At 51.8% G+C, this 13,513-nt stretch carries 10 protein-coding genes; 3 read left to right on the top strand and 7 right to left on the bottom strand.

Going from position 1 to position 13,513, the window contains the following annotated elements; translation table 11 throughout:
- The first annotated feature begins 98 nt into the window (after positions 1–98).
- Positions 99–704 carry a cob(I)yrinic acid a,c-diamide adenosyltransferase gene (cobO, locus tag KDD30_RS04265; protein ID WP_211647546.1) on the top strand — a complete coding sequence of 202 codons (606 nt, stop codon included), beginning with the start codon at positions 99–101 and terminating at the stop codon, positions 702–704.
- Between the two features lie 3 nt (positions 705–707).
- Here the strand turns inward: cobO and KDD30_RS04260 are convergent, their stop codons facing one another.
- The 5 genes from KDD30_RS04260 to apbC form a co-directional block, all read right to left on the bottom strand.
- Positions 708–1,757 carry a metal-dependent hydrolase gene (locus KDD30_RS04260; protein WP_211647545.1) on the bottom strand — a complete coding sequence of 350 codons (1,050 nt, stop codon included), beginning with the start codon at positions 1,755–1,757 and terminating at the stop codon, positions 708–710.
- A 134-nt stretch (positions 1,758–1,891) separates the two neighbouring features.
- The gene (locus KDD30_RS04255) at positions 1,892–4,108 is read right to left on the bottom strand and encodes an AsmA family protein (protein WP_211647544.1); all 2,217 of its coding nucleotides are present in this window, start codon (positions 4,106–4,108) and stop codon (positions 1,892–1,894) included.
- Positions 4,109–4,271: 163 nt separating this feature from the next.
- Positions 4,272–4,868: a dCTP deaminase gene (gene dcd, locus KDD30_RS04250; protein WP_211647543.1), complete on the bottom strand. Its 597-nt coding sequence runs from the start codon at positions 4,866–4,868 to the stop codon at positions 4,272–4,274.
- A gap of 195 nt (positions 4,869–5,063) precedes the next feature.
- Positions 5,064–5,708, bottom strand: coding sequence for a uridine kinase (udk, locus tag KDD30_RS04245; RefSeq protein WP_211647542.1), 645 nt, complete (start codon positions 5,706–5,708; stop codon positions 5,064–5,066).
- Positions 5,709–5,920: 212 nt separating this feature from the next.
- Positions 5,921–7,015 carry an iron-sulfur cluster carrier protein ApbC gene (gene apbC / locus KDD30_RS04240; protein ID WP_211647541.1) on the bottom strand — a complete coding sequence of 365 codons (1,095 nt, stop codon included), beginning with the start codon at positions 7,013–7,015 and terminating at the stop codon, positions 5,921–5,923.
- 156 nt (positions 7,016–7,171) lie between these two features.
- On the opposite strand from apbC, the gene metG reads away from it, so the two are divergent.
- A complete protein-coding gene (gene metG, locus KDD30_RS04235) occupies positions 7,172–9,211 on the top strand; it encodes a methionine--tRNA ligase (RefSeq protein WP_211647540.1) in 2,040 nt (679 codons plus the stop codon).
- A 578-nt stretch (positions 9,212–9,789) separates the two neighbouring features.
- Positions 9,790–11,091, top strand: a complete 1,302-nt coding sequence (locus tag KDD30_RS04230) for a dicarboxylate/amino acid:cation symporter (RefSeq protein WP_211647539.1) — start codon at positions 9,790–9,792, stop codon at positions 11,089–11,091.
- A gap of 67 nt (positions 11,092–11,158) precedes the next feature.
- On the opposite strand, the gene KDD30_RS04225 is transcribed toward KDD30_RS04230, so the two are convergent.
- Together KDD30_RS04225 and KDD30_RS04220 are read right to left on the bottom strand one after the other, a co-directional pair.
- On the bottom strand, positions 11,159–12,157 hold the full coding sequence (locus tag KDD30_RS04225; RefSeq protein ID WP_211647538.1) for an HAD family phosphatase: 999 nt from the start codon (positions 12,155–12,157) through the stop codon (positions 11,159–11,161).
- Positions 12,158–12,256: 99 nt separating this feature from the next.
- Complete coding sequence (locus KDD30_RS04220; protein WP_211647537.1) at positions 12,257–13,474, bottom strand: BatD family protein; 1,218 nt, start codon at positions 13,472–13,474, stop codon at positions 12,257–12,259.
- Between the last annotated feature and the right edge of the window lie 39 nt (positions 13,475–13,513).

Below are 13,513 nucleotides of genomic sequence, written 5' to 3'. Positions count from 1 at the left end.
TTCCACAATGCTGCAATCAATGCGCTTAGCCCTTGCACCATCCACTCGCCTCCCTCAGAATCAGGGCTTTACTTTCCAACGGCAGTGAAGAGAGATTCATGGCAGAAGCGCATCAGAAACAGGACAGATATAAAGCCAGACAGCAAAAAGTCAAAGATGAAGTGGACGCGCGGGTCGCCGCAGCGCAAACGGAAAAAGGGCTGCTGCTGGTCATTACCGGCAATGGCAAAGGGAAGTCGACGTCTGGATTCGGCACCATTGCCCGTGCTGTGGGTCACGGCCAGAAATGTGGCGTAGGCCAGTTTATCAAAGGCACCTGGGACAACGGCGAGCGCAACCTGCTGGCGCAGCATGATGTCACTTTTGCCATCATGGCAACCGGGTTTACCTGGGACACACAGGACAAAACGGCGGACACCCTCGCTGCTGAGAAAACCTGGGCAGAATGCAAACACATGCTCACCGACGCCAGTTACGATGTGGTGCTGCTGGATGAGCTGACTTACATGCTGACCTATGGGTATCTAGATATTGATGAGGTACTTGAGACCATTGCCCAGCGTCCACCGGAACAGTCCGTGGTCGTGACCGGGCGCGGCGCACACCGGCGTCTGATTGAAATGGCCGACACAGTTTCAGAAGTGCGTAACGTTAAGCACGCCTTTGAGAGCGGTATCAAAGCCCGCAAAGGCGTCGACTGGTAAGGATCAAGCGGGCGGATGCACCGCAGCGGTCTGGCAACCTTCAGAGACATGACACAAATCCGCATCAATATCCTGATTGCCCAGCAATCTCAGCCATAAAGAAGGCAGGTGTTTGATTCTGACGGCGGGTCTGTCTAACTGGACTGGCGGCTGAAGCTGCCAGTCTGTTTCAGACGTTTTACTGGCGAACACAAACCGGAACGGCAGATAATCTACCATACCCAACCTCAAATCGGTGGCAATCAGCTGTTCTTCCTGTACTTCATATCGCACAAACTGATGCGTAAACGTTTCCAGAGACTGCAATGTCGTCGGTTTATCCACTTGTACCGGCCACTCCCCACGGGGTTTGGCAATGAATGTCACTTCGCTTGTCTCATCCAGCAACGACGATAACCCTTCCCAATAATGATCGTCCCCCAGCACCACAATGCGCCAGAGCACGGTATTGAACGGCGTCGGGGTGAGAAACACAGGACGCCCTTCCAGCGCAGTGCCTGCCAGCTGCTTTTCCACCCGGTGATCGATCAGCTGCATCGCAATCACAGACCAAGCCAAATACAGGCTGGACACAATCAGTCCCGCCCGGCACAGCCGGGCCATCCGATCCTGCCACATCAGCGACGCAATCAGCACAATCAGCAAGGGCAGCGTATAGAGCGGATCAATGATAAAGATACTGGCGATGGACACCGGCATTGGGATCGGCCAGAACAATTGCGTGCCATAAGCTGTGAAGGCATCCAGTATCGGATGGGTGATCAAACAGGCTGCAATCAGAAACCACAGATGGCCAAAAGTGAACGACGATGTTCGCCACCGCTGCCAGCATAAGGTCAGCAAAAACGACAGCGGAAAGAGAACAAACAGTGAATGACTGAACCCGCGGTGTTTCACCATATCTGAAACCGGATCGCCATAATCAACCAGCACGTCCAGATCAGGAATCGTCCCGATCATCGCACCAGCCAGCAGCACTTTTGGCGAAGCCTTTTTTCCGGCAATCATGCCGGCAACCGCAGCGCCAAGGGCTGCCTGTGTTACTGAATCCAATGTCAATTCTCCGCAAAATTTTCACAGATTGTACCAGAAGAAGCAGTCCCGCAAGGAGCCTGCATTCAGTTCTTGATACAAAAACGGCCAGTGGCATACACCACTGGCCGTTCAATTCCTGAAAAATCAGGTAATTAGTTAAACAAACCTTTGAGTAATTTATCTGCGGCATCCTTGACTTTGTCATCGTCCGCTTTATCACCCAGCAGCTTGTCTAAACCACGCTGAACCTCTTTATTGGCTTTCTCTTCCAGACGGTCTGCTTCTTTTTTCGCTTTGGCCTCAAGCTCTTTCGCGCGTTTATCCAGTTCACTGTTTCGTTTGACCAGCTCTTTGAAATTAATGGCGTAATCCGGCGCTGACCAGGTGCCCTTAATATCCAGTGGCACGGTAATATCAGCGACTTCATCCACCGATTTACCGCCTTGTCCTTTGCTGGTCGCCACCACAGCAGTGTCAATCTGGAAAGCCAGTGTCTGCTCAATGAAGTTGGTATAGCCTTTACCATCAACACGCAACAGCGGCGAGGCCAGATACATGTTATTGGTGGAAGCTTTGCCATCTTTCAGCATGAAAGTCGCTGTCAAGGCAGAGAAATCGGTTTTCTTCGCTTCATCATCCAGCGTATCCGACTTGCCTTTCAGCTTCGCTTTGGCTTCACGAATCATCTTCGGAATATTGATGCCATTCACAGCACCATCGGCAAAGTTGATCGCCACCGTTCCGTCCAGATTTTTCTTCAGACGAGACTCAGCCAGCCCTTTACCGGCAATGTCGACGTCAATATTCCCCGTTCCCGCCAGCATGTCATTCTCGGCCACATCGACCAGCAGCGGCTGAACCTGCACGCCTTTGATCGACTGACTGACCTGATACACCGGCAGCTTACCTGTTGCGTCCAGTTTGGCTTTTGCCGTGATCGAACCGTCGTACAGATTCGCAGCAAATTTGTTCAGGCTGAACACACCGTTTTTGATCGCAATGGCCAGATCGACCTGACTCAGTTTGGCGTTCGCCGCAATGAAACGGCCCACTTTCACGGTGCCAGCCACATCGAACTGTTTCAGCACCGACAGATCCGGTTCCACGTCACTGGGTGCCGATTGCGCCGCAGGAGCCGACGCTTTATCTTCATGTGCAGGCTGTATCGCAGTCTCTTGCTTGGCTGCATCTTCCCCACCCGTCCAGCGATCCACATTGATTTCATCACTTTGCAGGTTGAAGCGGATCACAGGCACGGTTGCCACCTGATAAGATGCATCACCATTCAGCACCAATTCATCCGCTTTCAGCGTCAACTGGCTGAGTTTCGCCAGGCTGGCTTGCAGATCGTAAGACGCATCACCCGCAACAGAGACTTTCATCTCCGGACGCGGCAGTGCAGCGCCTTTCAGATCGGTCGCCAGATCCAGCCCCTCAACCGAGACCTGATTTTTGGCCTGATTCACTTTCAAACGCAGTTGTCCCTTCGCATCAAAGGCTAAGTCCGGAACTTCCCCTTTTGCCGATAAGCTCAGATTTCCCCAATCGCCCAGCGTGAATTTGTCCAGCTTCACTGTGACGTTATCCAGTTGGGTGCCCGCTTGCGTCAAACCCGCCGTTAGTTCGGTATCTCGCAAGGCCGCATCATCCAGGGCTTCAGCAATACGCAGTCCGGTTTGTCCTTTCGCCGTAAAGCGCATCCCGCCGTTCTGTCCGGCCAGATCAAAACGCAAATCCGCCCATTCCCCCGGGGCAAACTGACTCAGATTCAGGTTCAGTGCATCCAGCGCGGTCACCGTACCAGCCTGGTCGTCGCGAATGGTCACACTGGCATTATCCAGCGCAATCCCCGCCAGACTGACAACCCATTTCTCGCCGGTTGCCGTTTCACCTTCTGCAACCACCTCGCCCTGCTCCGAGGACGCCGTTTCGTTTTGCGGCTGATTCTGTGCCGGCGCAGGCGGCTCAGCGGCAGACTCACCGGTCAGACCGTCAAGGTTGCTGACCCCGTCTTTGCGCGTTTGAATAAACACCCGTGCATCTTTCAGCGTCACCTGCCCGACTTCCAGTCGGTTTGAGAACAACGGCAACACAGAAACCGACACACCCGCATCGTTAAACTGGACCAGATTTGATTCTGCGAATCCTTCCGGGTTTCGAAATTCCGTCCGGCCAATGTTAAACCCGATACTCGGGAAAAAACGCCAGCCGATATCCCCTTCAATCACCAGATCACGACCCGTCGCTTTTTTAACCTGCTCAGCAATCAAAGGCTTGAACTGATTTGGATCCACCAACGTGACCAGCACGCCAATCCCCACGACGATCACCAGTACGATCGCCAGCAGTAAATAAAGAATTTTCTTCATGATGTCCTCGGAAGCCTGCGCTTGCGTGTCAGATTGAATGGCTGATGACACAAAAAAATGCCAACAAAAAAGTCATAACGTTGGCTTCATTAAAGCAAAAAATCAGGCCACCGTTAAGGTGGCCTGATAAAACTGGATGCGATTTAAAGCTAATTTTACAAACTCAGCTGTGTTTTTTCTCGTCTTCGTTGATTCGGCTGGCGACTGCGCCCTGCTGATTCTTATATTTCGCGTTCGCTCGCTTGTTATACGGCTTCTCCGCCGAGCCCGACAGAATCTCAAAACTCAGTGCGCCAATCGGCATATGCGGACGTAAAGCCAGCGGCAAACGACCACTGTTGTAAAATTCCAGTACAATCCGGCCTTCCCAGCCCGGATCAATCCGGTGGGCGGTTACATGAACCATCAGCCCCAGACGGGCCAGTGATGAACGACCGTCCAGCCAGCCGACAATATTGTCCGGCAGCGTCACCGATTCATGAGTGACAGCCAGTGCCAGTTGGCCCGGATGCAGAAAAAACGCATCGCCATCGTTCACTTCAATTTCATCACTCATGACTTTTTCAAGCTGGGTAGCAACATCTTCTTTTTTTCCGGACAAGTCGATGTATGGCGCACCATGATCATTAAAAATCCGGAACTTATTGCCCAGCGTTACATCGACAGTCAAACCACTGATCACATCATTTGACGGACGTGGTTCAATACTGATTTTACCTTCATCAAGATAAGTCTTGATATCCTTGTCACAGAGTCTCATGTTGCGGATTATCTCCAGGGCGAAAATCAAAATCTTTACAAATCTCAGGCGGAACGCCTGCTTTGCCGACACTATAACCAGCAGCACCCGGTCCGTCTATCTTTCAGGCGGTTCGCTGAAGCTGGGTCGCGCTTTCTGCTGAACCACCAGAAAAAGAGACAAAAAAGGCTGATCTCAGTCAGCCTTTTGGAATCATTAAGCTTTCAGCAGCCGGGCGATGTGTGCTTTGAGCACATCAATGGCAATTCGGTTTTTACCGCCGCGAGGTACAATAATGTCCGCATATTGCTTAGAAGGTTCAATAAACTGCATGAACATCGGACGAACCGTTTTCTGATACTGCTGCAGTACAGATTCCATGGTGCGGCCACGCTCAGCGACATCCCGCTGCAGGCGGCGCAGTAAACAGATATCCAGCGGGGTGTCCATAAAGACAGTCGCATGCATCAGATTGCGCAGGCGCGGGTCAGTCAGCAGCAGAATCCCTTCCAAAATGATCACCTTTTTCGGGGTCAGTGTGGTGGTTTGCTGCATACGGGTGTGTTCACTGTAGCTGTATTGCGGTACTTCAACGGCTTCGCCACGGATCAGTGTTTCCAGATGATCGCACAGCAAGTCGTGATCCAATGCATTGGGGTGATCGTAATTCGTTTTGACCCGCTCTTCCATGCTCAGGTGACTTTGATCGTTATAGTAGCAATCTTCCGTAATAACACCGATCTGTTGATCGCCCACTTTTTCTTTCAACTCATGGTATACGGTTCTGGCGATCAGGCTCTTACCGGATGCAGAGGCACCTGCAATCCCGATAATAACGCACTGGTGTGAATGTTCAGACATATCAGAAAGCACCTGTAAGATTATCTAGCGGGTCTTTTACTCAAGTCGGTTAATACCGGACAATTTTTGCCAGCACTATACTGCAAGTAAAAAATAAACCGCCTGATTATAAGGAGTTGATGGCTGGGATGCCAGAGTAAATGCGATCTTAATCGCAATACGTTGTGTAAATGCAACGACACCCCAGCCAAAAACAGTTAAATCAGCTGCATTTATAAGGTCGTGATACGGATTTGTTCTGCCACAGGTTGCCCATACCAATAGAGTCGGCTGGCGACCCGGCCTGCCAGTTCAAGATAAGCCTGCGCATGTTCACTGTCTGGCGCAGCGGCGACGGTCGGCGCTCCCTGATCAATATCTTCCCGAATCCGAATGTGAAGCGGCAGTTGGGCCAGCAAGGGAACGGCATAGTCACGCGCCATTTTCTCTGCCCCCCCTGTGCCGAAAATTGCTTCATGATGCCCGCACTGGCTGCAAATGTGATAGCTCATGTTCTCGACCACACCGACCACAGGAACATGCACTTTCTGGAACATATTCACGCCTTTAATTGCATCCGCCAGCGCAAGATCCTGGGGCGTCGTAATCACAACGGCGCCGGTGACTGGCATCTGCTGTGACATCGTGAGCTGGATATCCCCGGTGCCCGGTGGCATGTCCACCACCAGATAATCCAGATCCGGCCACAGGGTTTCGTTGACAATCTGCGACAAGGCTTTGGATGCCATCGGGCCACGCCACACAGTCGCATTCTCGGCTGGCACCAGATAACCCACTGAGTTTGTATAAAGGCCATGAGCCTCCACGGGCGACATCAGTTTCCCGTCCGGCGATGTCGGTTTTTCGTCCGCCGCGCCCAGCATTAAAGGGACTGAGGGGCCATAGATATCTGCATCCAGCAACCCGACTTTCGCGCCCAGCGCCTTTAAGCCGAGCGCCAGATTCACGGCCGTGGTCGATTTCCCAACCCCGCCTTTCGCTGAACTGACCACCAGCACATTCTTCACGCCTTTCAGCAAGGGCTTGTCACCCGCAGCCAGCGGCGACACCCGCACGGCAATGTCAGCACTCAGCTGAGGGACCAACTGCCGGGCTTGCTGATCCGCAATCCAGTCAGCCAGTGTCTCCGCCAGCGATGCGGCAGCAAAAGGAATCGTGATTTTCAATTGCGTGGTGTCCTGCTGCCATTGGACGATGCCAGGGGTATCAGCCCATTCATGTTGCAGCCAAGGGTGGGAAAACTGATTCAGCCACGCGCAAACAGCGGCCTGACTCTCGAATGGACCTGCTGCAGAAATATTGGCCATTGGAATTACCTGCTCCGTTCAATGATATACGCTGCATTTATCCTAACACTTTCCATCCCGGACGGCGCCACTTGTCAGACTATGAATCCCATCGGCCTTGGGGTAGTATTCAAGGCTTATCATCTTTTTTACCCATCATGAGCGAATAGAGAAAATATGGCTGCAAACCCAAGAAAAATTCTGGTGACCTGCGCCCTGCCGTACGCAAACGGTTCTATCCACCTTGGCCACATGCTTGAGCATATCCAGGCGGATATCTGGGTGCGCTATCAGCGCCTTCGCGGCAACGAAGTTCACTTCATCTGTGCAGACGACGCACACGGCACACCAATCATGCTGAAGGCCCAACAGATGGGAATGGAGCCAGAGCAGATGATTGCCGAAGTGAGCAAAGAGCACCAGGCGGATTTTGCTGGCTTCGATATCAGTTTCGATAACTATCACAGTACGCATTCCGAAGAGAACCGCGAACTGTCTGCATTTATTTATACCGAACTGAAGAAAAACGGCTTTATTACCAGCCGCACCATTTCTCAGCTGTTCGACCCGGAAAAAGAAATGTTCCTGCCGGATCGTTTCGTAAAAGGCACCTGCCCGAAATGTAAGGCAGAAGATCAGTACGGTGACAACTGTGACAACTGTGGCGAAACTTACAGCCCGACCGATCTGATTCACCCGAAATCTGCGGTCTCTGGCGCAACACCGATCATGAAAGACTCGGTACACTTCTTCTTTGATCTGCCCCAGTTTGAAACCATGCTGCAAAGCTGGACCAAATCCGGTGCGCTGCAGGAAGAAACAGCCAATAAAATGCAGGAATGGTTCGATGGCGGCCTGCAACAGTGGGATATCTCCCGTGACGCGCCTTACTTCGGCTTTGAAATTCCGGGTGAAACCGGCAAATACTTCTACGTTTGGCTGGACGCGCCGATCGGCTACATGGGCTCATTCAAAAACCTGTGTGACAAGCGCGACGACCTGAACTTTGATGAGTTCTGGCAGAAAGACAGCCAAACCGAGCTGTATCACTTCATCGGTAAAGACATTGTTTACTTCCACAGTCTGTTCTGGCCAGCGATGCTGGAAGGTGCGGGTCTGCGTAAGCCGAGCAATGTTTTTGTACACGGCTATGTCACCGTCAACGGTGCCAAGATGTCGAAATCCAAGGGCACGTTCGTGAAAGCGAGTACCTACCTTAATCATCTGGATCCTGAATGCCTGCGCTATTACTACGCAGCGAAGCTCAACAGCCGCATTGATGATCTGGATCTGAATCTGGAAGATTTCAGTCAGCGTGTGAACAGCGATGTGGTGAACAAGATCGTCAACCTGGCTTCCCGAAACGCTGGCTTCATCACCAAACGTTTCGACGGCAAACTGGCGGATACTTTTGCCGAACCTGCGCTGTATCAGGAATTTGTCGCAGCCGCAGACCGTATCGCAGACTTGTATGAGAGCCGTGAATTTGGCCGTGCGATTCGTGAAATCACAGCGCTGGCTGACAAAGCGAACCAGTATGTTGACGAAAAAGCACCTTGGGTCGTCGCCAAGGAAGAAGGCAAAGACGCAGAACTGCAAGCGATCTGCTCTGTGGGCCTGAACCTGTTCCGCGTGCTGATGACCTACCTGAAGCCTGTGATGCCGAAACTGGCTGAACGTGTCGAAGCTTTCCTGAACGAAACACTCACCTGGGAAGGCATTGCACAACCGCTGACGGGACATGAGATTTCTAAGTTCAAGGCCCTGTTCAACCGTATCGACGGCAAACATATTGAAGCCATGGTGGAAGCCTCTAAAGAAGATGCTGCCGCCGAAAAAGCAGCGGTTGCCAAACCTGCTGCCGGGCCATTCGTTGAAGAGCCGATTGCAGATGAAATCGAATTTGATGACTTTGCGAAAGTGGATCTGCGTATTGCGAAAATCATCAGCTGTGAATCTGTGCCAAAAGCAGACAAGCTGCTGAAATTCCAGCTGGATATCGGCGGGGAAACCCGTCAGGTGTTCTCTGGCATTAAGTCAGCATACAATCCGGAAGATCTGGTCGGTAAACTCACCGTGGTCGTCGCCAACCTGAAACCGCGGAAAATGAAATTCGGGATGTCCGAAGGCATGATTCTGGCCGCTGGCCCTGGCGGTAAAGATCTGTGGCTGCTTGAACCGCATGACGGTGCACAACCGGGTATGCGTGTGATGTAACCCATCGGCTGGACAGCCTGAACCTCTCATCTGAAAAAGGAGCGAAAGCTCCTTTTTTTATGTCTGTATGTATCGGACACACTCAGCACTTTTTCACGCCCACCTCACCTGACGACGTATCCAGACGCGTATAAAGTCTGCCTGTATCCCAAAGGTCAGACGATATCACTAAAAAATGCTTGCTATATCAGTATATAAAGCAACCAAAGCGTTTCTGGTTTGTTAACCAATATGGTTTATTGATAACAAATAGCTCAGTAAAATGTGATCTCAGACAAGATTTAAATCATGGCATTGATTTTACATCGCAACTTCGCCAGCGGAACTGGTAATCTGCTCCGCGCTCTGAGGATCAAAGAACAGAGCAATCATACCCAAGTGGCTTCAGGATGCTGACTCAGCAAGATGACACCCATGCTGTGTACGGGTGCGATGAAACCCTCATTGCATCGCATCGCAGCACCGATTCAAGCATGAAGAACTAGCAAGCTCCCCTATCAGAGCCCGTTCACGAAGCAACATCGCTGCCAGCACTCTACCAAACCACTTGGATATAAAATAATAAGGAGTGTTCTTTCATGAAAACCCAACCTAAAAAACTATCCCTGACCGCCCGGATCATCATCGGTATGATTTTAGGGATAATGACCGGATTCGTGATTCGCGAGTTTCTGGCAGATATCACTTTTGTACACGACTATATCGTCGATGGCTTGTTTGAAGTCGGTGGCTCCATTTTTATTGCCAGCCTGAAAATGCTGGTCGTACCGCTGGTTTTTGTCTCTCTGGTCTGCGGTACCAGCACACTGAGTGACATCAGCACACTCGGCCGCTTAGGCGGTAAAACCCTGGCCTTCTATCTGACCACTACCGCCATCGCCATTACCCTGGCGCTGACCATGGGGACCATCGTCCAGCCTGGTGCAGGTGCTGATCTGGGTGCTGCAACAGCGTTTGAAGCGAAAGAAGCGCCGACGCTGGGTCAGGTCATCATTGGCATGTTCCCGACCAACCCGATTAACTCAATGGCTCAGGGCAATACCCTACAGATCATCGTGTTTGCAATCCTGTTCGGTATTGCGATCAGCGCAGCTGGCAAAGCCGGTGAGCGGATTGCCAGCGTCTTTAATGACCTGAATGAAGTGATCATGAAGCTGGTCGCACTGCTGATGCACATTGCCCCTTTCGGTGTTTTCTTCCTGATGGCAAAACTGTTCACCACTCTGGGACTGGACGCCATTGAAAGCCTGATGAGCTATTTTGCTGTCGTGAGTGGCACGCTGGTCCTGCATGCCCTGCTCACCTATGGCCTGATGCTGAAGCTGTTCACCGGTCTGAGTCCGTTGACGTTCTTCAAGAAGATGGAAGATGCGATCATGTTTGCTTTCTCAACGGCATCTTCGAACGCAACCATTCCTGTGACCATGGAAACGGCGACCAAGCGTCTGGGGGTCAGCAACAAAGTTGCTTCATTCACTGTACCGCTGGGCGCAACGATTAATATGGACGGCACTGCAATCATGCAGGGTGTCGCAACGGCCTTTATTGCGCAGGCGTTTAATGTGGACCTGACCATGGGCGACTATCTGGCCGTGATCATGACAGCGACTCTGGCTTCTGTTGGCACTGCAGGTGTACCGGGAGTCGGCCTGATCATGCTGGCGATGGTGCTGAATCAGGTGGGTTTGCCGGTGGAAGGCATTGCCATGATTATGGGTGTTGACCGTCTGCTGGACATGATCCGTACCGCAGTGAACATTACAGGCGACAGTGTCGTCACTTGTATCGTCGGTAAATCTGAAAAAGAAATGGACATCGCGCGCTTTAACGATCCACGCGCCGGTGAGAAAGACGAAGAAGTTCATTTGCACAAAGCTTAATCAGCCCAGTGCACGTGTCCGACAACGCCAGTCTCCCGGGACTGGCGTTTTTTGATTGAAACAGCTTTCAATCAGAAGTTGATTCAGGGAAAACCCGTTTCCAGTCCTGCTTCATGTCAATCACAATCCACTGCTCTTTTGCTGCAACCGGCAAGGCTTTCTCCAACCGACCCACCGCTGATTCTTTATCGTAGGCCCACTCCCGCTCAGCATCGGTGTGATGCACCAGTACAGCCATCCGTGGCCCGGCTCCTGCCTTGGTCCATTGCAGCATGGCTAAGTCGCCATCTGAATTCCCGGCAGCAATCACAGGACGTCTGCCGATAATTTTCTGGATATTGACGGGTTTTCCTTCCTTATCATCGATAAAGTCCATTTCTGGCAGGCGGGTCAGGACAGGCTTACCCTCAACCAGCTTGTATTCGATCTTGATGGTAGAACCGATAATCTGCTCCGGTGGAATGCCGTAAACCTCAGGAGCCCAGGTTCGCATAAACTCGACACCGCCGCCTGAAACAATATACGTTTTGTACCCCTGACTGCGCAGATAGTTGAGTAGTTCCAGCATGGGCTGGTAAACCATATCGGTGAAAAGCTTGTTCGTCACCGGATGCTTCGCAGTTTTCATCCATTGATCAACGCGCTGCGAGAATTCATCCGTCGTCATATTGGCATGCGTTGCCATCACCAGCTTCATCACACCTGCCATGCCTGATTTTTTTACCCCCTCCATATCACCTTTCAGAATGGCGGCAAAAGGCTCTTCCGTTTTCCACTCCGGGTGTTTGTCTGCCTGTGCTTTGACCTGATCAACAGCATAGAGCAACTGAAAATAAGCCGGCTGTTCTGCCCACAAAGTACCATCATTATCAAAAACAGCAATCCGCTCAGGAACAGGCACAAATTGGGGAGAGTTGCTTTCTGCCGTCTGCTCAACAAACTGTATTATCTGCTGTTTGGTTGCCGTGTCATTCCAGGAAGGAAGTGGATCTGGCGCCGCAGATACAGCAGGTACAATGGCGACATGCAGCCATAGTAAAAGCAAAAACCTTGTTGCTCTAATCATACGAATCCCCTTAGCAACGGGTGGGTTAGTTTGACCTGACGTAAAAAAATCTCATGGAGATGGCGTTGTAAACTTAGCGCACGCGCCCGGATATCCGCTTTACGGATGCGGATACCTACGCGCCAGCTGACGTAATGGCAGCAGAACCTGATACTGGCTCTGCACTTTTGCTCTGCGCGTCATTTGCCGCCATACCGACCAGACGAGCGGGCTGTCAATCTGTTCTGACATCAATCTTTGGGTGTCAGCAACCCACTGCTCATCCTGAGAAAAATCAGCCAGCGTACTCAGTTGCGTCTTTTCATAGAGTCTTTGATAAATCAGCTGGCGGCATTGTGCCCAGTCCTGATGTCGGACAGCCCGCCAGAGCAAATAACGTGATGGCAATGGATGACGGGCAAAATAGCGTTTGGCGAGCTGAAAGGCGAACAAAGCCAGAGTAAGCAGTACCAGCAAAGCAATCAGCCAGGGCGCGTAAAACTTCAACCAGGACTGCAGCGTATGCTTCACGGTAAAGGTTTTGCCTTCAAGCGTCAGTGTATTGAGTTGCTGGTTTTGGCTGTCCCACCACTGCACCTCAATCGCCGGAAAATGTATCTCACCGCCACCCTGAAGCACGTAGGTTTCCTGTTCGGTTCTGCTTGCAGAATACATACCGCGATTGTAGCTATCTTGCAGCTCACTGGGGGAAACGTAAGTCTGGTAGGCGTCATCAAACAGAGGCTGAGACGGGTTCGGCAGCAAGGCTGCCAGCGTACTCTCTGCCTTAAGTGTGATCTGCCGCTTGATACTGTCTCCGGCACGCAGTGTGTCCGCACTCTGCTGCCATGCCTGATCAAGTGACGCCTTCGATGCCGCAAACCAGGGGCGCTGTTCGGTCAGTGCTGGTGAGGGCAATGACGCCGAGAAACGGAGTTCAGACGTCATTAAGGTGGCCGTTTGATTCTGTCCGGGAGAGAGCGACACTTCGACGGTTACTGGAATCGGCTGAATGACATACTGGCCCGATTGGGTCACAAAAACCGGAATTTCCCAGCTTTGATGAGACCAGGTTGTCCCTTGTTGCCGCTCGGTATAGTTCACCGCTTTCAGGCTGCGTTGCGAGGTCATGAGTCCGGGATCGGTGATTTTGCCGATCCGGGTGCCGGCGGTAAACCAGGTCTGGGTTGCCAGATCGATATGCAGGGTGATCATTTCATTCACAGCCACCTGACGCGCCTCTTTCTGACTGGCAGTTGTTAACCAGCTTTTAATCAGTACGCGGTTCGTGTGGCTGCTTTCTTCCGCCGCCTGAACCCGCGGTGCAGTCATCGTCATTATCAGAAGCATCAGGATAAATATGAAAGCGCGCGGCAT

The sequence above is a fragment of the Photobacterium sp. GJ3 genome (genome assembly GCF_018199995.1).
Taxonomy (GTDB): Bacteria; Pseudomonadota; Gammaproteobacteria; order Enterobacterales; family Vibrionaceae; genus Photobacterium.
The sequence above is the reverse complement of the archived record's forward strand: the minus strand, read 5'-3'. Positions and strand labels throughout refer to the sequence as shown.